The organism is Mobiluncus mulieris ATCC 35243 (assembly GCF_000160615.1).
GTDB classification, from domain to species: Bacteria; Actinomycetota; Actinomycetes; order Actinomycetales; family Actinomycetaceae; genus Mobiluncus; species Mobiluncus mulieris.
The window spans coordinates 103,223-120,813 of the sequence record NZ_GG668518.1 but is presented as its reverse complement, the minus strand read 5'-3'; the positions used below and the strand labels follow the sequence as shown (position 1 = coordinate 120,813).

The following is a 17,591-nucleotide window of genomic DNA, read 5'->3' as shown; positions in this document are numbered from 1 at the left end:
AACCAGTAACCTCCCTGCGGTCGGCTAACAACGCAAGCCTAAATCACCTCAAAGAAGCGGAAACCTCGGTATAGGACTGTGACATGAACGCCAAAAAAGAATCCTCAGAGCCCTTGCTGACGCATGTGCGCCAACTCCACACCCCAACCCCGGCACCGCCAAAAGTGGTACGTCGGCGTCGACCCCTGAGCTTGAAAGCCAAGATTGGCCTTGTGCTGGGTGCCATCGTTTTCGTGCTGCCCCTGACGATAGACATCCCCCACCTGGACGAGCCCGGCGAACGCATGTTGGCGATTTTCCTTTTGGCCATCGTGTTTTGGATTACCGAACCTATCGCGCTAAGCGCCACCGCCGTGTTGGTAATCGGGCTGGAAGTAATCATGGTGTCCGACCGGGCTCTGGTGGATCCCACCCTGGGCGATGCGGCCTTGGCAGACCAGGTGGCCAGCTATAAAAGTTATTTCGCTACCCTCGCCAACCCGGTGATAATCCTGTTCATGGGCGGATTCATGATAGCAGACGGGGCGGCTAAATACGGACTGGACAAAAACCTGGCCGCCGTGATGCTCAAGCCCTTCCCGAAAAACGCCCGCCTCACCACCCTGGGGCTGATGCTGATTACTGCGGTGCTGTCCATGTTCATGTCCAACACCGCCACTACCGCCACCATGTTCACGGTGGTGATACCGATTCTAGCGACCCTACCGAAAGGCAAGGCCCGGGCGGGGGTGGCCTTGTCTATTCCCCTGGCCGCGAATGTGGGCGGTATCGGCACCCCCGTCGGTACCCCGCCCAATGCCATCGCCATCGGCGCGCTGGCCGAAAAAGGCATCACGATTTCCTTTATCCAGTGGATGATTCTGGCGATTCCCTTTATGCTGGTGATTTTGTTCGCCTCCTGGGTTTTTTTGTCCCTGATGTTTATCCCCAAAAACGCCGAAATCAACATAGAAATGAGTACCTCGTGGAATCGCTCTTTCGCGGCGGTTTTGTTTTATATCGTCGCGGGCACCACGATTTTGCTGTGGATGACCGAGTTTATTCACGGCGTGTCGTCAACCGTGGTCGGTTTCCTGCCGGTGGTGGTGTTGCTGAGCCTCAGGGTGATGACCGGCGAGGATATAAAGAAACTGGACTGGCCGGTGTTGTGGCTGGTGGCAGGCGGTATCGCCCTGGGTGAAGGAGTGGGAGCCACCGGTCTGGGCACCTGGATGGTCGGATCCATCCCCTGGGATAGTTTCAGTCCGATGCTGATAGTGGCGGTTACTTCCCTGATTGGGTTCGCCATCGCGAATGTGATTTCACACTCTGCCTCGGCAAACCTGTTGATACCGCTGGCGGTAACCTTGGCCGTGTCCCTGGAATCGGTGGACACTATGACCGTGGCGGTAACCGTAGCCATAGCTTGTTCACTGGGCATGTCCCTGCCGATTTCTACCCCGCCCAATGCCATCGCTTATTCCACCGGGGAAGTAAAGGTCAAAGAAATGGCCACCCTCGGCATAGTGGTTGGTAGCGTGTCCACCATTGTGCTGGTTCTGGTGATGCCCCCACTGTGGCAGCTCCTGGGCTTGGTCTAGCAAGGTTCGTGCTTGAAGTCTTCGGGCGGCTCGCCGTTGGGGTCGGCTTCATGAGGTGCTTTCCCCTCATGAAGCCAAACCGCACAATCCGACCCATCCCACGCGTGAACCGGACCGTGAACCGGACGATAGCGCGGATTAAACACCCGGCGGACTCGTTCCCGAGCCGCTGGCAAAATTTCGATAGAAACCACCAAGGCCAGCACGGAAGCCACCGAAACTAAAGCCAGGACATAGCGCATCCTAAGCAGTGTCAACGAGGCAGCACCTAATGAAAACACCGCCGTCCACAGATACATCACCAACACCGCCCGCACCCTGGAGCGACCCGCCCGCGACAAACGATGGTGCAGATGACCAGCGTCGGCCTGGAAGGGCGATTGATGGTGATACAAACGGCGAATCACCGAAGCAACCATGTCAAACAGCGGAATCGCCAACACCGCAATCGGCAACAACACTGGCAAGAACGAAGGAAAAGCCTGGCGGAAATACACCGCCGCCGGATCAATCTGGCCGGTAATGATAATCGCTGCCGCCGCCGTGAGTAACCCCAGCAGCATCGCTCCGGTATCCCCCATGAAAATCGAAGCCGGTGAAAAATTATGCGCTAAGAAACCCAAGCAAATCCCCACCAAAGCCGCCGCTACCGTCGTCGCCAGCGAGGCATAAGAAGCCGCCCCCAAGGTCTTGGTCAGCGCATAGGAATAAATGAATAAACCCGCCGCGCCGATAGCCATCATCCCCGAAGCCAGTCCGTCCAACCCGTCCACGAAGTTCACCGCGTTAATCGCCGCCACCACCACCAGTACCGTCGCGAATAGGGAAAGCCTCGAGGAACCGATAGTCAAACCAAAAACCGGAAAGGAAGTCAACTGGATCCCCAGATAAGCCATGATTCCGGCAATCAGAATCTGGCCGGCCAGTTTGGTATACCAATCAAGATCCCAGATGTCATCCACCACCCCTAGCAGGCAAATCAGCACGGTACCGACCACCAAGCCCTTAGCATTATCCCAGTTCACCGCTTGATTCAAGTAAGGCGTGTGCCCGGCAATAAACAAGGCCACCAGGAAGCCCAGTCCCATCGCCACCCCTCCCAGTCGTGGAGTTGGGAATTGGTGCACATCGCGGGCGCGCACCGGGGCAAGGGTGCCGGTGGCGATGGCGAACTGGCGCACCAACGGCACCGTGAGGTATGTCGCGGCCGTGGCCACCAGGAAAATCAGGGCATAGAACTTCATTTGTTTGACATTTTAGCTTTTACTTGCGCTAGCGGTGGTTTGCGTGTCCGGCGCGTGACGGAGCTGCGGGGAAGTTTGCGGGGATTCCGGGGTTTTCGGGTTTCCGGGTTTTCGGGTCTTTCGGGGTCTTTCGGGGTTTCGGAGTCAGGGGCAATCCGTTTTTGCGTCAGATTTACGGGGAAATCCGCAGCGGGTTAGCGAAATGTTAGCGCTAATTCGGTTTTATTTATTATATCGCCAATGTCATTTTGTAAATATTTGACCCCTTCCCTCACCCCTCGAAGGGGTGTAGAGTGAGCGATGTTTTTTGGGTAGTAATTTTTAAGGAAGGGAAGATGAAGTCGCCATGGAAAAACCCGGAAAAACTGTTAGTAAAGTCTCAACTATTCGCGGAAAGCTGTTGCTCCAAGGTGTTATCGGAGTAATTTTGGCGGTAATTATTGGAATTTTATGTTTTTCTTTTGGTCGCGCTTATGACAGTGGCGTGGCTCGACAGAATCAATATAACAGTTCCAAGCTTGGCATTTCCAACGTTCGTTATGATATCATGGATGTTGATGGCTGGGTAGAAGGCCTGATGCGCCGGGTAAAGGACGGGGTCACGGACGCGGCGGCTCCAGGCAACGAAGTCGCCACCGGCACACAGGGAGTCAAAGACAATGTAGCAGCCCACATAAAGCAAATAGATGATGCCGTGCTAACCGCTGAGCAAAAAGCCGACAAAGAAACCCTGAGGGCTGCCTGGAATGAATACTGGCAAGTAAATGCTAACTTGTTCACGACTCTGCAAACTGTAAACCCACAGAGCATCGCAGCCGCTAACGAATTGGTTCGCGGCCCCCTGGCAGATGCCTATGGCAAAGTCAATGATACCGCCAGCAAACTCGACAAAAGCATCACTAAGGACACGGATGAATACGCCGTATACCTACAGGGAACCCTGTTGCGCTGGATGCCGGCCTTCATTGTGGCGCTAGTGGTAATGATTGTGTGCATCCTGGTGATATCTCAAGTAGTTTCCCGTCAAGTTTTAGCTGCCATCGCGCAGCTACAACAAGCCACGGAGCACTTTGAACGCGGCGATTTATCGGTTCCGATTGAAGCCAAGCGCCTTGATGAGCTAGGCAAGGTTTCGTTGTCTTTGGAGAATGCCCGCAATTCTTTGGGCAGAGCCATTTCGGTGGCTTGCTCCACTTCCGGCGTAGTCGCGCAAAGCACCTCTTCCCTGGCCGAGAAACTTTCGCAAACCGCAGTGACTTCTTCCCAGGCTTCCACCGAGGCTGATACCGGGGCACAAGCCGCCGGGGCTGTTTCAGCAGCTATTGAAACTACCGCCGCTGGAATCGAAGAAATGAGCGCTTCCATCAGGGAAATTTCTTCCAATGCGAACCACGCCGCTGACATCGCCGGTCAAGCAGCCGAAGCCGCCCGGGAAGCCAATAACACAATCTCTAAACTCGGGGAATCCTCACAGCAAATTGGGGAGGTAATCTCTACGATTCAAGCTATTGCGGAACAGACCAACCTGCTGGCACTAAACGCCACTATTGAAGCCGCTCGCGCCGGGGAAGCCGGCAAGGGCTTCGCCGTGGTTGCCGAAGAGGTAAAGGACTTGGCCGGGGAAACCGGCACCGCCACCGAGAATATCTCGCATCAGATTGAAAAGATTCAGCAAGATTCCACCGCTGCGATTGACGCGATTACCCGCATCACCAAGATTATCGAGGATGTCAACAATGTTTCCATGACAATCGCTTCGGCGGTGGAACAGCAAACCGCCACCACAGCCGAGATGGGTCGTTCCGTCACCGAGGCTTCATCAGGCGCCAGTTCACTTTCCCAGCAAGTTGCTTCTTTCGCCTCCATGGCCGCCGGTGCCTCCACCGAGCTGCGTAAACTCAGCGAAGACGTGAAGGATTTGGACACACAAGTCAACGAACTCAACACCGAGATGCACAAGTTCACCATCGAAACCACCAAATAGGAATTGCGAACCTAGGATGATGTGTGTGCCATAGCCGCGTATTCGGATGGCACCTCATGAACCCAAAACGGCACGAATTTCGGCGGCGGTTATCGCGCCGGCGCGCGCGATAACCGGCTGGCCGGCGGCATCAAGCTTAGTCAAGTTCACAATCGTGGAGGGCTGGCCACTGGGCGATTCGCCCGCATCCACATAAACCGCGACCTTGTCCCAGAAATACGCGGTGGCGGCGGAAATATCCGTGGCGGGGGGCGCCCCGTGGCGGTTCGCGGAAGTCACCGCGAGCGGGCCGGTCGCCTCCAGGATTTGCAGTGCCACCGGGTGGTTGGGCTGGCGCAGCGCAATCGTGCCCCCGGTTTTCCCTAGGTTCCACCCCAGACGCGGATTTGCCCGAGCAATAATCGTCAAAGGACCGGGCCAAAACGCCGTCGCCAGCCGCCGTGCCGCCTCGTAAAGCGGAGCCGGTGCCCCAAAAATCGCCGGGCGCTCCAACAAAGAATCCAAGGCCGCCACCCCGGACACCAGCACTGGCGGCGGAAAATCCTCGCCGCGGCCTTTCGCGCCCTGCAGACGTTCCACCGCCGCCGGCTCAAAAGGAACCGAAGCGATACCATAAACCGTATCCGTGGGTATCACCAGCAGCTCACTGGATTTCACCGCCGCTTCGCAGGCGGCAAGTTCCGATTCCGACAAGGCACCCGACTCGGGGTCAACCCGAAAAATTTCCATATCTCTATCCTAAATCGTGGCTGTCAACCCTCAAATCGGAGGCTCGCCCCGCTAGCAAAACCCGCAACCACTCAAAGCACCCCCTGTCACGGATTGGGCGTATCAAATTCGAAAGATTTCGGGGGTGGGGTCACGTTTTCGGGGAGGACGCACCCACTTTCCCTCAGATTTGATACGCCCGTGCCGGGCATAACCGAGGCGAAAGCCGGCGGCAGATTCAACATTCCACGAACTATACAAACGGAATATATCCATAATTTGCGACTAAGCACACCGACTCGCGGGTAAGCTATCCCCAGGAGGTCAGGTATGGAACACAAGCAAACACCGTTGGTTGGCCTGGTCATGGGTTCGGATTCCGACTGGAAAACCATGAGCGCCGCCGCGCAAGTCCTCACAGATTTCGAGATTCCCTTTGAAGCCCGGGTGGTTTCCGCCCATAGAATGCCCATTGACATGCTGGAATACGCCCAGAGTGCCGCCGAACGCGGGCTGCGGGTGATTGTCGCCGGGGCGGGGGGCGCGGCGCATCTGCCGGGAATGCTGGCCTCCGCCACGGTTTTGCCGGTTATCGGCGTGCCGGTGCCGCTGGCGCACCTGGAAGGACTCGATTCCCTGCTGTCTATCGTGCAGATGCCCGGCGGGGTGCCGGTAGCCACGGTCGGAGTCGGCAATGCCAAGAACGCCGCCCTGCTGGCAATAAGAATCCTCAGTGTCGACCAGGGGGATTTCGGCGCACAGTTGCGCCAAAAAATGCTTGCCTACCAGGCGGAGTTACGCCAGGTTGCCATCGACAAGGGGGCAGCCTTACGCTCGGTCACGTCGGGACTTTCTGGGTAGCTCTTGGCGTCACTTTTTCGTTTCATGAGGGGCTTGCCCCGAATCCGGTTGCACCCCCAGCAGCGCATAATCGAATCCGGAAACCTGTGATTTCACATCCTAGGAGGAAAAATGTATCAACCACCAGTCGTGGCCTGCATCGGAGCCGGCCAGTTAGCACGCATGATGGCCACTGCCGCCGGGGAACTGGGGATGGCGCTGCGGGTAATGGCGAACTCGGCGGACGACCCGGCGGCTTTGGTGTTGCCCGAAACCCAAGTCATTGTGGGTTCACCCGCAGATACGGCGGCTTTGAGTCGCCTGTTAGCGGGAGCCAGCGTGTTGGCTTTTGAACACGAGCTAATTCCCGATACGGTGTTTGACCAGGCTGCGGCCGCCGGGGTGGCGGTGCATCCCCGGCGCGAAGCCCTGGTGTATGCCAAGGACAAACTGGCGATGCGCCGGCGCCTGGGGGAACTGGGGCTGCCCATGCCAGCCTGGGTCGAAGGCGACGATATTGACGGGGTAGCACAGCTGGGTAAACACTGCGGCTGGCCGCTGGTCGCCAAGGTGACACACGGCGGCTACGACGGGCGCGGGGTCGAATTCGTCACCAATCTGTTTGACTATCAAGAGTGGCGCGAAAGGCTGGATTCTGGAACGCAGTGCCTGGTGGAACAGCGGGTTCCCTTTACCCGGGAGCTGGCGGTTTTGGGGGCGCGGCGTCCCTCGGGCGAGATGCGCATCTGGCCGGTGGTACAGACCTGGCAGGAATCCGGGCAGTGCGCCGCCGTTTTGCAGGCACCTCATGAAACGGAAACAAAAGTATTTGCCCAGGCCGAAGCCATCGCACGGCGAGTCGCGGCGGAACTGGACGTCACCGGGGTGTTCGCAGTGGAACTGTTCGAGGTGCAAAGCCCCAGCGGCAAATCCCAGTTGTATATCAACGAATTGGCGATGCGCCCGCACAATTCCGGGCACTGGACCCAGGACGGGTGTGTGACCTCGCAGTTCGAACAGCATTTGCGGGCGGTTTTAGACCTGCCCCTGGGCGTAACCACCCCCACTGCGCCTGTCACGGCGATGGCCAATGTGCTGGGCAGTGCGCTGGAGGATCCCGGCCAGGCGGCCGCAACGGTGATGGATCGCTATCCGAATGTCAAGATTCACCTGTACCGCAAGGGCAACCGGCCGGGGCGTAAACTTGGGCATGTGAATGTCTGCGGTTTGAGCCCCGAGGCTTTACTGGCCGAGGCTCGCGCTGCGGCCGACCTCTTGATGGGGAAGTAGCAGCGCTTGCCAGTTCACGGTGTCCGTCGGAGCGGCACGGCGTAGGGCGATTCATGGTTTACCGATATTTTTCTTAGCAACTTGTGCTTAGAAAAATAGGGCAAACCATAGCTAGCCCGGCCGTGTCGCTCCAGGACACCGTCAGCGCCTCATGAACCCGCCGAAACGGCAACGGCAAGAACGCGAGCTACCGCAAGGAAAGGTGGCGGGTCAGCGAGTTGTGCGCGAACCAGTAGCCCAGCATCAACAGCGGAATTTGCACCAGGGTGCCCAGCGGGATGTGGGTTCCCGAATCATTGGTGGTCATTGCCGAGGTGATTATCCCGGTGGTGAAGTTGATGGAGACGTTGTCCCCCAGACCCGTCAGGTGCAGGCTGGCGGGGATGGCAAAAATGGCAGCCAGCGAAACCGCCTGGTAGATAGCGAAACAGATAATAGCCCCCAGCCACACGGCTTTCTTTTCCGCGATACGCGCGAAGGCGAAGCGGTTACCCAGGGCGCTGGATGCCACCGTCCAGATGACCCACTGCAAGGGCGCGAACAGGAATACTACCAGGAGCATCCCGTACATATAGCCCGGAATATAACCCAGAGCACTGCTAATAGATTCCCAGGCTTTGGCGATTCGTTCGCCGTAGTCCCAGCCTTGGGCGTCGTGCATGATGTTTTGGCAAGCCACCAGCCACACAAAAGAAATTATCGCAAACAGCGTGCACGCCATGGATACCAGATAGAGCCACAGGGTTTTCGCCCCGAGGATTACTCCCCCACCTACGGCCAGGGTGTTCGTGAAATAGCCGCGTCCCCCGTAAACCGACTGGTAGTAGCGCATCGCGTTGAGGATAAATATCACCGCCGGCACAATCAGTGCCGCTAGGAAACCCACCGTGGTACCCAGCCCGACCAGCATCTCTTGCCCGGTGAACACCAGGAAAGTCGAACCAATCGCAACAGCGGCACCGAAAATCAAGCCCACCAGGGAGGCCAGACCGAATTCCATGAAGTCGTATTTCAGGATTTTAGCGAACATGGGAGTACTCCTTCCGAAAGATTTGATCCAGGGACAGGCCGTATTTTTCGCGTAGTTCGTCGGCATCCCCGTTCATGAGTAGCTTGCCGGTGTGCAAGAACACTGCCTGATCCATGACGGTTTCGATATCGGTAACCAGGTGGGTGGAAATAAACAGCGTTGAATCGGGATTCCACCCGCGCATAATCGTGTCCAGCAGGGTTTGCCGGGCGGCCGGGTCAACCCCGGAAATCGGCTCGTCCAACAGATAGAGCCGCGCCTCGCGTGACATCACCAGGGTAAGTTGCAGTTTTTCGCGCATCCCTTTGGACATGTGGTTGGTTTTTTGTTTCAGTTCCAAGCCCAGAAACTGGGCGAGTTCCCGGGCTTTGTCGGCTTGAAAGTCCGCGAAACAATCCGCGTGCTGGGCAATGGCCACATCTACCCGGGTGGCGTCTGGCAGCCAGGCCGCGTCGGGCAGATAGGACGTGACGGCCTTGGTTTTGGGTCCAATGGGCTGCCCGGCGATGGTGACCGTGCCGGCGGTGGGTTCGAGCACCCCGGCGAGGATTTTCAACAGCGTGGTTTTCCCCGAGCCGTTTTCGCCCAGCAGGCCGATGATTTTCCCGGCCTCCAGGTTCAAGTCGAGCCCATCCAAGGCCGGCGGGCGCCCGGAATTCGAGCCGGTATAGCATTTACTTAGGTTTTTGATTTCAACTAGCGTTGGCATCTTTATCCCCTTTCCATTGTGTTTTGACCAGCGCCTCGGCCTCGGGCAGGTCGATGGCTAAAGTTTTCATATCCGCAACAAAAATCCTGGCGGCCTCGCAGGCCAAGCGCCGTCCCAGGCTGCGGATGGCAGCGGCGTTATCAGTGACGTATCGTCCCAGACCGCGCCGGGTTTCCGCGACCCCAACGCGTTCCAGTTCCACGAGCGCCTTTTGTACCGTGTTGGGGTTTACCCCGTGCGCGGCGGCAAGTTCGCGCACGGAGGGTATCTGGGAGCCGGGTGGCCATTGTCCGGCGGCAATGAGCCGGCTGAATTCGTCGAACAGTTGGCGCCATATTGGCGTCCCCACGTCAAAGTTCATACGCACCCCTTTCCCTGTATCGGTGTATTACTAGACTAATACACCGATACGGCCTTGTCAACATACACGTGGACACATAAGCACTTTGCTAGAATTATAGGTCAGGCAAAACCCCAGGTCACAGGGTTTTATTGTTATCAAGCGTTCTCAATAAGGGGTTTATAAATCCATGCTGGCACTAGACCCACAGGTCAGGCCAGAACACGCCCAGCTCGCCCAAGAGGCGGCGCAGACACGGCAAGGAAATCCCAACGACATTGTGCGGATCACCCTCGATACCCCGAATAAACGCCCCACCCCGGCCATCAATCGTGAAAGACCCCGCCACTTCCAGGGGTTCGCCGGTGGCGACATAAGCCTCGATTTCCCTTGGAGTGAATTCCTCGAAGTGCACCACGGTGGATTCGGTAGCACCGACAGATTCCGGGCTGGCACCTCGTGAAGACGAACCCAACAGCACCACCCAGTGCCCGGTGTGCAGCACCCCCGACGCCCCTGACAGCGCCCGCACCCGCTCACGTGCCACCTCGGGCGAATGCGGCTTACCCAAGACTTCCCCGTCAAACTCCAGCATCGAGTCGCAGCCGATTACCAGGGTCGGCCGGGCGGCAGGGCTCGGCCGGGCGGCGGCTTCATGAGGTGCCACCCCGGGTTTCTCGCTGAATTCCCCGGACTTTGGGGCTTTGCCCACCGCCGCATCACCGGGCACCCCCGGCATCACGTCCGCATCCACGGTCGCGGGTCGGCTCGAATCAAGAATACCGGCCGCTAAATCAGAGGCGATTTTCTGGGCTTTAGCGCGCGCCAACCCCAGAACCTGGCCAGCCGGGGGCGTGCCCGCCGCCCGCAAGTCGGCCAACAGCGCCGCCTCGTCCACGTCAGCGGGGTGGACTTCCGGGGATAAACCCGCGTTTTCCAGGGTTTTCAGGCGCGCGGGCGAAGCCGAGGCCAAAATCAAGCGATACGTTTTCACCCTGCAATTATCTCATGGACACATAAGCCCCCTTATTGAGAATACTCGATACCGAGATCCTGCGGTGCAAGGGCGAAGCCCTGAGAGCACCGCAGTCGCAGTGTGGAACCGTTAAAAAACAGCAACGATTTGCCGTTTTAGGTGAACCTCCTTGAGCGGCATGCTATCACAGCAAAGCCCTTATGTGTCCACGCCGAAATGGCGACCCGAGAATCGCAGAAATTAATGCAAAACAAGTCAAAAACGAGTAAAGTTCTTCATAGAGCGAACTGGAAATTTTACCAATCCCACGACCAGCCCAGCAGCAGAAGAAGAGGAGCTACTATGACAAAAGTCCTGTTAGTAGAGGATGACCCCGCGATTGCGGAGCCACTGGCACGCGCACTGGGGCGCGAAGGCTACGAAGTCAGCGCCCAAACCACCGGCGGTGCCGCCCTGCAGCAAGTCGGGGGCTGCGATATTGTGATTCTAGATTTGGGGCTGCCAGACATGGACGGCCTGGACGTGGCGCGCACGATACGCGCCCAAGGCATCACCATTCCTATCCTGATTCTAACCGCCCGCACCGGGGAAGTCGACATGGTGGTAGGGCTGGACTCCGGAGCCGACGACTATGTAACCAAGCCCTTCCGCCTAGGCGAGCTGTTGGCGCGGGTACGGGCGCTGCTGCGACGTGCCGGTGGGGAAGTCACCGAGGACGAAATCATCGAATGCCAAGATGTGCGAGTCGAAGTCGCGGCGCACCGCGCCTTCCAGGGCGAGCGGGAATTGCAACTGACCGCCAAAGAATTCGACTTGCTACGAGTTTTGATTCGCGATGCCGGATCGGTGGTGTCGCGCGAGCAAGTCATGCGCGAAGTGTGGGGTTCCGACCCATCCGGTTCCACGAAAACCCTGGATATGCACGTGTCGTGGTTGCGGCGTAAACTGGGCGACGATGCGAACTCGCCGCGTTACATCACTACGGTGCGTGGTATGGGTTTCCGTTTCGAGAACGTCTAAAAAACTCCATTTCACGAGGTGCCATCCCGGGTTCCTGGCATTTCGCCTAGATTCCCGGCTGGCGCCTCGTGAAAACGACACCAACCGCACCGAGGCGACATGCGTAAACAGATACTCTTGTCCACGCTAGCGGCCGTGATTGTCGCAGTACTGCTGCTGGGGGTGCCGCTGTGCGGGTTTGCCGTCAACCAACTGTGGGCCACGGCTCGCGCCAATGTGGATCAATCCGCCCAAGAATACGCACTGGTGTATGATCGCAACACGCTGAGCGGGCGGTATGTGACCGATGTCACCCTAGCAGGATGGTTGTGGCCAGGAACCGGGCAAGACGCGCGTATCGAAATCGTCACCGCCGACGGACGGAAACTCGCCTTCGGTTCCAACCCCGAAGCCGCCCGCATCATCTCCGAAGTCACCACCGCCACCGGCGCGAAACTGCGGCTCTTTGTGTCATCCGAAGCCGTACACTACCGCTCCGTATTCTTTATCATAGTCACCCTGACGGGCGTGGCTGTCTCGGTTTTTGTTGGCGCATCCATCGCATTTCGATCCTCGCGGCGCATCTCGGCACCCCTGATTTACCTCTGCGCCCAAGCTCAACAGCTCGGCAGCAGCGGGGTGCGACCCCGGTTAGACCCCTCGGGAATCGAAGAAATCGACCTGGTACAAGCCGAACTGGTGCGATCAAGCGAAACCCTGGCGGGGCGGCTCGCCGCCGAACACCAATTCGCCTCCGATGTGTCCCACCAACTGCGCACCCCCCTGACCGCCCTGTCCATGCGGCTCGAAGAAATCCAAATGATATCCACTGAAGACGAAGTTCAACACGAAGTCGGCGAAGCCCTCAACCAAATTGAGCGCCTGACCGGAGTCGTCGAAGACCTCAAACGCAACGCGCAACGCACCGGCGGCGGCACCACCCAAGCCATCGACGTCGACGATTTCCTGATACACCAACAAAGCGAATGGGAAGGCCCCTTCCGCGCCGCCGCCCGCCCCCTGGTGTTCCGCAACGAAACCGACCGGCCCGCCCTGGCCACCCCCGGATCACTCGGGCAGGTCATCGCGACCCTGCTGGAGAACTCGCTGAAATACGGGTCAGGCACCACCACAGTACGCGCCAAAATGAGTGCCAACAACAAAGGCATGTTCTTTGAAGTCAGCGACGAAGGAACTGGGGTCGACGACGAAATCGCCCCCGATATTTTCAAGAAAGGCGTTTCCGGACACGGGTCGACCGGAATAGGGCTGGCACTGGCGAAACAGCTGATTGAAGCCGACGGCGGGAAACTGGAGCTGACCGTGCGCCGCCCCCCGACCTTCAGCGCCTATGTTTCCGCCGCGCCGGCATCGCTCGATCCGAAGCGGGTCATGCCGCAGGGGGCGCTGGTGTCGGTGTCGCGGCCGAAACGGCGGTTTTGAGTGGGTACTCACGGTGCTCGGTGTGCCGGTGGCTCGAGCTGATGGGGACCCGCTCTGTTTTCCTAAGAAACTTCGTTTCTAAGGAAAACTACGAGCACCCATAGGCTCTTCGCCATCCGGCATCACCTGCGCACCGAGCACCGTTGCGAGCCGCAATAGGGAGGGGAATCCGGGCTGGGAAATCGGAGCGGACGTTGAGAGGCGGGCGGGGAACCGGGACACAAGCAGGTAGGATAATTTGGATGGAGAAAGATGTGGCCAGCGTGAACCTGTTGATTCGCGGGGATTCCCTAGCGGCTTTAGAGAGGCTCACCGGCCGCAAAGAGCGCGTGGATACCGGGCTGGCACCTCATGAATCCGCAAAAAACCAACCCACCCAAAACAACCACAGCGACCAACCCACCCAAGCCAGCAACGCGCCAGACGAATCAACCGGGGCGGGCGCGACAACCAGCACAGTAGCAGGGGCGGCAGGGACAGCAGGGGCAGCAGGGGCAGCAGGGACAATTCCCTTGGTAAAAGGCCAGGTCAAGATGATTTACATCGACCCGCCGTATAACACCGGTAACACTTTCGCCTACCACGACGCGCGCGACAAAGACGCCTGGGCGGCGATGATGCAACCCCGGCTGGTGCTGGCCAGGGAAGCCCTGCGCGACGACGGACTGATCTTTATTTCCATTGATATCAACGAATTCGCGGAACTAAAAACCCTGTGCGACCGCGTTTTCGGGGCGGAAAACTTCGTAGCGAACTTCGTGTGGGTCTCGAACCTGAAAGGCCGGCAACTAGGCAACGGCCCGGCGGGAACTCATGAATACATCCTGTGTTATGCGCGCGAAGCTCGCCGGGTTGGAAAACTGCGCGGGCGCGTATCGGTGTTGCGCCGGCTGATGCCCGCAGTTTACCGGCTGCCCAAACGCCAGGTGAAACGCGACGCCCGCGGGGAATACGTGACCAAAAACGAACTGTACAACACGAACTCGAAGTTCAACGAGGTTACCTCGCCTTCACTGGTTTATGCGATTCACTACAACCAGCGCACCGGCGAGGTCTCCGTCAGCGGGGTGCATGAGGCGCCCCCCGGCACCCCGGCCGAGGGCTGGATTACTGCTCTGCCGCATCCCAACGCGCGCCCGGGTTTACGTTGGCACGCCTGGCGCTGGTCACGTGAACGGGTGCTGGCCAACCCAGACGATTTAGAGTTCGAGGTGGTGAAAGAACACCTGGTGATTCGCACTAAAATTCGTGATTTCGAAACGACAACCCTAAAGGATTTGATTATGGGGCCGAGTACCCGCACCGGGCAACGCGAGTTGGAACGCCTGGGTCTGGGCGGGATTTTCGAAACCCCGAAACCGGTGGATTTGTTGGCGGTGCTGCTTGAGGCCGCGAGTGCGCCGGGGGATTTGGTGTTGGATTTTTTTGCCGGCTCGGGTTCCTTCGGGGTGGCGGCGGCCGACGGGTTGCGTCGGTTTATTTTGGTACAGCTTCCAGAGCCGTTTTCGCCGCTTCATGAGGCGCGTGCCCGGGATTTAGGCTTTGATACTATCGCGGATTTGACTGCCGAGCGGCTGCGCCGCTGCCACGTGGCTTTCCGGGAAATCCGCCTGGGGTGATGGGTTTTTGACAATAGGTGGAGAATCCCGTTTCGCGCTCGCGGCGGGACACTTGTAACAAAACCAGGATAATTCGGACTCGCGGCGGGTCACTTGTGACAAAACCAGGATAATTCGGACTCGCGGCGGGTCACTTGTGACAAAACCAGGATAATTCGGACTCGCGGCGGGTCACTTGTGACAAAACCAGGATAATTCGGACTCGCGGCGGGTCACTTGTGACAAATTCAGGATAATTCGGACTCGCGGCGGGTCACTTGTGACAAAACCAGGATAATTCGGACTCGCGGCGGGTCACTTGTGACAAATTCAGGATAATTCGGGCTACCCACGCCAATTTATCGCCCGCCACGCCTGTTTTTTCCTGAAATCGTCACGCCCACGATTGGCGACGGCCTCTATCACACACCTTCTTCCGCGCAGCGAGCCACTTGTGACAAAACCAGGATAATTCGGACTCGCGGCGGGTCACTTGTGACAAATTCAGGATAATTCGGGCTACCCACGCCAATTTATCTCCCGCCACGCCTGTTTTTTCCTGAAATCGTCACGCCCACGATTGGCGACGGCCTCTATCACACACCTTCTTCCGCGCAGCGGTCAAGAATCTTCGAGAACACGGTATTCTTTCCAGACATCAACATGCCGAGACAGAATTTCAAGGTACGATGACAATTTTTCATTCATATAAAAATGAGAAGCTTCAATTAAGTACTCTACCCATACAAAATCTGGACCAGGTACCCTGTAATAATCAATACTAGAAAGTTTATCATTGCTGATACTTTTTTTAATATTCGAAACTAAACCCTGTACGTATACTATAAACAATTGACATAATTCCAACTTATTCTGCACCGTAGAACGAAGCACCAAAGGGACTACATGAACAAGAAATTGCAGCTCCTCACCACACGATTTCACTAATCCCATCCTCTTAAGGAACAATTCTAATGCCAAATCTTTAAAGTTAGGCGTGACATCTTTTGACATCAACAAACCCGATTTATCATTGCTCGGTACATAATTTTTACTGTGTAAAAAATTATCTAATGCGTCTTTATGACCCATTAGATTTAATGCAAGCTTAGAATCCAATTCCCGTAAGTACCGAAGATGTTTTTGAAAATCATCGACATGTTCTAAATCACTCTTTGCCTCTGTAACTTCGGATTCTGATACCCGCACGGAATCAGTGTCAGTGTTGATTATCTGTTGACGGTGAAAAATTATTACCTTGTAAAGCTGATTCGTAATATCACGTGTCAGTTTTTCGTATTCCCGCGTTTTGGGATTGAGCTCAACCAGAGACTTAGCCCTTCCTATTGCCCCATCTAAGTCATCACCCCACCGAATATCATCTCTATCAAGAAACAGTCCAATCGACTGCCCCGAGATATAGTAATACTCCTCTTGAATAGCCTTAGCCAGCTGGATAATAGCCCCTCTAAGATGCTCATTGTCATCATGCCGGTAGCTGACAAAAATAGTACTAACATCACGATTAGATTCATTCTTTCCCGCAGTCATACGCCACTACCTTTCACTATGCAAGCAAAACACCTTACTCCGTCAAGCCTGCCTCGTATCAACACCCTTTGAGAGCCTCCCACTCGAAGCACAAACATTCTCTGTCTGCTTTATGTGGGGGATGCCAAGCATGGCTTGACATCCCCCGTTTCATCATCATCTGAAAGTCTGAATCCTTGGGCTTGCGCCCAGTGTCCTGGGGTATGAGCCTTGGAATCCAGATAACACTGCGGTGGCATCGTCTATGCCCGCGCCGCAGACGTAGGATTAGAGTAAGGAAAACGACTCGAATCCTACGCTGTGCGGGGGTGGTGTACGGCCGCCCCCGCGCAGTCTTTGTTTTCGTTGCTTGTGTCGCCTCGGCTCGCGGTTTCATGAGCCGCTTGTGTCGCTTGTTGTCGCGGCGGCTGGCATCGGCTTGCGGTGTGCACACGTGCGGGACAAAAGGGGAGGTTTCCCCTCGACTTTCACTGACGCGAAAGTCTCACCCCTCAGTCCCGCACTTGTGTTGCACACTCGCTACGCCTTCCGCCACGCCACCGCTAGCTGCGCCGCTTCGTCGCGGTCGGCGTTGCGGTTTCATGAGGTGCTTGCGTCGCTTGACTGCTAGGGGTGTGCGCTAGCGAGACGGGGAGGGGAGGTTTCCCCTCGACTTTCACTGACGTGAAAGTCTCACCCCTCAGTCTCGCTGCGCGTCGCACTCCCTACGCAGTCCGCGCTCTACGGTACTGCGGGGCTCGTAGGGGGCTGTGCCGCGCGGGCGAAGCCCGCATATCGGCACAGTCACTGGCGAAGGCGATTAAGCGACAGCAACGATTTGCCGTCGCCACCGAAACCTTTAACGTAGGGCGATTCATGTTTTCCGTAATTTCTCTTAGCGGCTTTGCCGCTAAGCGTTATCGGACAAAACATAGCTAGCCCGGCCGTGTCGCCCCAGAGCCCCAAGCGAAACCGCGCGCGAAGGCGGTGCAGCAAGGTGTGGCAAGGTGCGGCACGTAGCGGCTGTTACGGCTTCGCCGTTCAAGGCGCTACGGCGGCGACACAAGCACCTCATGAAACCGGCGCGGCGAAGCCACGGAAATAGCCGTAAAATAAGGAAGCGGCCAGCCTAGGTAGGCTGGCCGCGATTTCCTTAATCGTCCTTCTTGTTATTCCACAGCTTCTCCTTTATCAGGATTACTGCTAGAATCGAAGGAGGTAAGGAAATCAGTATCTGGATGAGGGTGATCATCTGGATATCCTTTCCTTAAAGCCCCGGTTGCGCCCGGGGCTTTTACCATGCGTCAAGGCAGGCTGCCT

Annotated in this window: 14 protein-coding genes; 7 read left to right on the top strand and 7 right to left on the bottom strand. The window is 57.1% G+C overall.

Annotation, left to right across the window (positions count from 1 at the left end; all coding sequences use genetic code 11):
- The first annotated feature begins 83 nt into the window (after positions 1-83).
- Positions 84-1,580, top strand: coding sequence for an SLC13 family permease (locus HMPREF0577_RS00470; RefSeq protein WP_004011667.1), 1,497 nt, complete (start codon positions 84-86; stop codon positions 1,578-1,580).
- Here the strand turns inward: HMPREF0577_RS00470 and HMPREF0577_RS00465 are convergent.
- Positions 1,577-2,824 carry an MraY family glycosyltransferase gene (locus tag HMPREF0577_RS00465; protein ID WP_004011666.1) on the bottom strand — a complete coding sequence of 416 codons (1,248 nt, stop codon included), beginning with the start codon at positions 2,822-2,824 and terminating at the stop codon, positions 1,577-1,579. The genes HMPREF0577_RS00470 and HMPREF0577_RS00465 overlap by 4 nt on opposite strands.
- Before the next feature lie 346 nt (positions 2,825-3,170).
- Here HMPREF0577_RS00465 and HMPREF0577_RS00460 point away from each other — a divergent pair, with 346 nt between their 5' ends.
- On the top strand, positions 3,171-4,808 hold the full coding sequence (locus HMPREF0577_RS00460; RefSeq protein ID WP_004011664.1) for a methyl-accepting chemotaxis protein: 1,638 nt from the start codon (positions 3,171-3,173) through the stop codon (positions 4,806-4,808).
- Between the two features lie 54 nt (positions 4,809-4,862).
- Here the strand turns inward: HMPREF0577_RS00460 and HMPREF0577_RS00455 are convergent, their stop codons facing one another.
- Positions 4,863-5,537 carry an L-threonylcarbamoyladenylate synthase gene (locus HMPREF0577_RS00455; protein ID WP_004011663.1) on the bottom strand — a complete coding sequence of 225 codons (675 nt, stop codon included), beginning with the start codon at positions 5,535-5,537 and terminating at the stop codon, positions 4,863-4,865.
- Positions 5,538-5,846: 309 nt separating this feature from the next.
- Between HMPREF0577_RS00455 and purE the strand changes: the two genes are divergently transcribed.
- A complete protein-coding gene (gene purE / locus HMPREF0577_RS00450; protein ID WP_004011661.1) occupies positions 5,847-6,377 on the top strand; it encodes a 5-(carboxyamino)imidazole ribonucleotide mutase in 531 nt (176 codons plus the stop codon).
- 111 nt (positions 6,378-6,488) lie between these two features.
- Positions 6,489-7,646 carry a 5-(carboxyamino)imidazole ribonucleotide synthase gene (locus tag HMPREF0577_RS00445; protein ID WP_004011660.1) on the top strand — a complete coding sequence of 386 codons (1,158 nt, stop codon included), beginning with the start codon at positions 6,489-6,491 and terminating at the stop codon, positions 7,644-7,646.
- A gap of 187 nt (positions 7,647-7,833) precedes the next feature.
- Here the strand turns inward: HMPREF0577_RS00445 and HMPREF0577_RS00440 are convergent, their stop codons facing one another.
- The 4 genes from HMPREF0577_RS00440 to HMPREF0577_RS00425 all read right to left on the bottom strand — a co-directional run bounded on the left by HMPREF0577_RS00440 (position 7,834) and on the right by HMPREF0577_RS00425 (position 10,719).
- On the bottom strand, positions 7,834-8,676 hold the full coding sequence (locus HMPREF0577_RS00440) for a hypothetical protein (RefSeq protein ID WP_004011659.1): 843 nt from the start codon (positions 8,674-8,676) through the stop codon (positions 7,834-7,836).
- Positions 8,666-9,385, bottom strand: coding sequence for an ABC transporter ATP-binding protein (locus tag HMPREF0577_RS00435; RefSeq protein WP_004011658.1), 720 nt, complete (start codon positions 9,383-9,385; stop codon positions 8,666-8,668). The genes HMPREF0577_RS00440 and HMPREF0577_RS00435 overlap by 11 nt, the downstream gene beginning before the upstream one ends.
- Entirely contained in the window at positions 9,369-9,746 is a 378-nt protein-coding gene (locus HMPREF0577_RS00430) for a GntR family transcriptional regulator (RefSeq protein WP_004011657.1), read from the bottom strand. Before HMPREF0577_RS00430 ends, HMPREF0577_RS00435 begins: the two co-directional genes overlap by 17 nt.
- Positions 9,747-9,924: 178 nt before the next feature.
- On the bottom strand, positions 9,925-10,719 hold the full coding sequence (locus tag HMPREF0577_RS00425) for a Maf family protein (protein ID WP_004011656.1): 795 nt from the start codon (positions 10,717-10,719) through the stop codon (positions 9,925-9,927).
- Between the two features lie 324 nt (positions 10,720-11,043).
- On the opposite strand from HMPREF0577_RS00425, the gene HMPREF0577_RS00420 reads away from it, so the two are divergent.
- The 3 genes from HMPREF0577_RS00420 (at position 11,044) to HMPREF0577_RS00410 (ending at position 14,762) form a co-directional block, all read left to right on the top strand.
- Entirely contained in the window at positions 11,044-11,721 is a 678-nt protein-coding gene (locus HMPREF0577_RS00420; protein ID WP_004015234.1) for a response regulator transcription factor, read from the top strand.
- 99 nt (positions 11,722-11,820) lie between these two features.
- Positions 11,821-13,143 (top strand): sensor histidine kinase, encoded by a 1,323-nt coding sequence (locus HMPREF0577_RS00415; protein WP_004011654.1) that lies wholly within the window; start codon positions 11,821-11,823, stop codon positions 13,141-13,143.
- A gap of 242 nt (positions 13,144-13,385) precedes the next feature.
- Positions 13,386-14,762 carry a site-specific DNA-methyltransferase gene (locus HMPREF0577_RS00410; protein ID WP_004011653.1) on the top strand — a complete coding sequence of 459 codons (1,377 nt, stop codon included), beginning with the start codon at positions 13,386-13,388 and terminating at the stop codon, positions 14,760-14,762.
- A 600-nt stretch (positions 14,763-15,362) separates the two neighbouring features.
- Here HMPREF0577_RS00410 and HMPREF0577_RS00405 read toward each other — a convergent pair.
- Complete coding sequence (locus HMPREF0577_RS00405; protein ID WP_004011652.1) at positions 15,363-16,292, bottom strand: hypothetical protein; 930 nt, start codon at positions 16,290-16,292, stop codon at positions 15,363-15,365.
- Between the last annotated feature and the right edge of the window lie 1,299 nt (positions 16,293-17,591).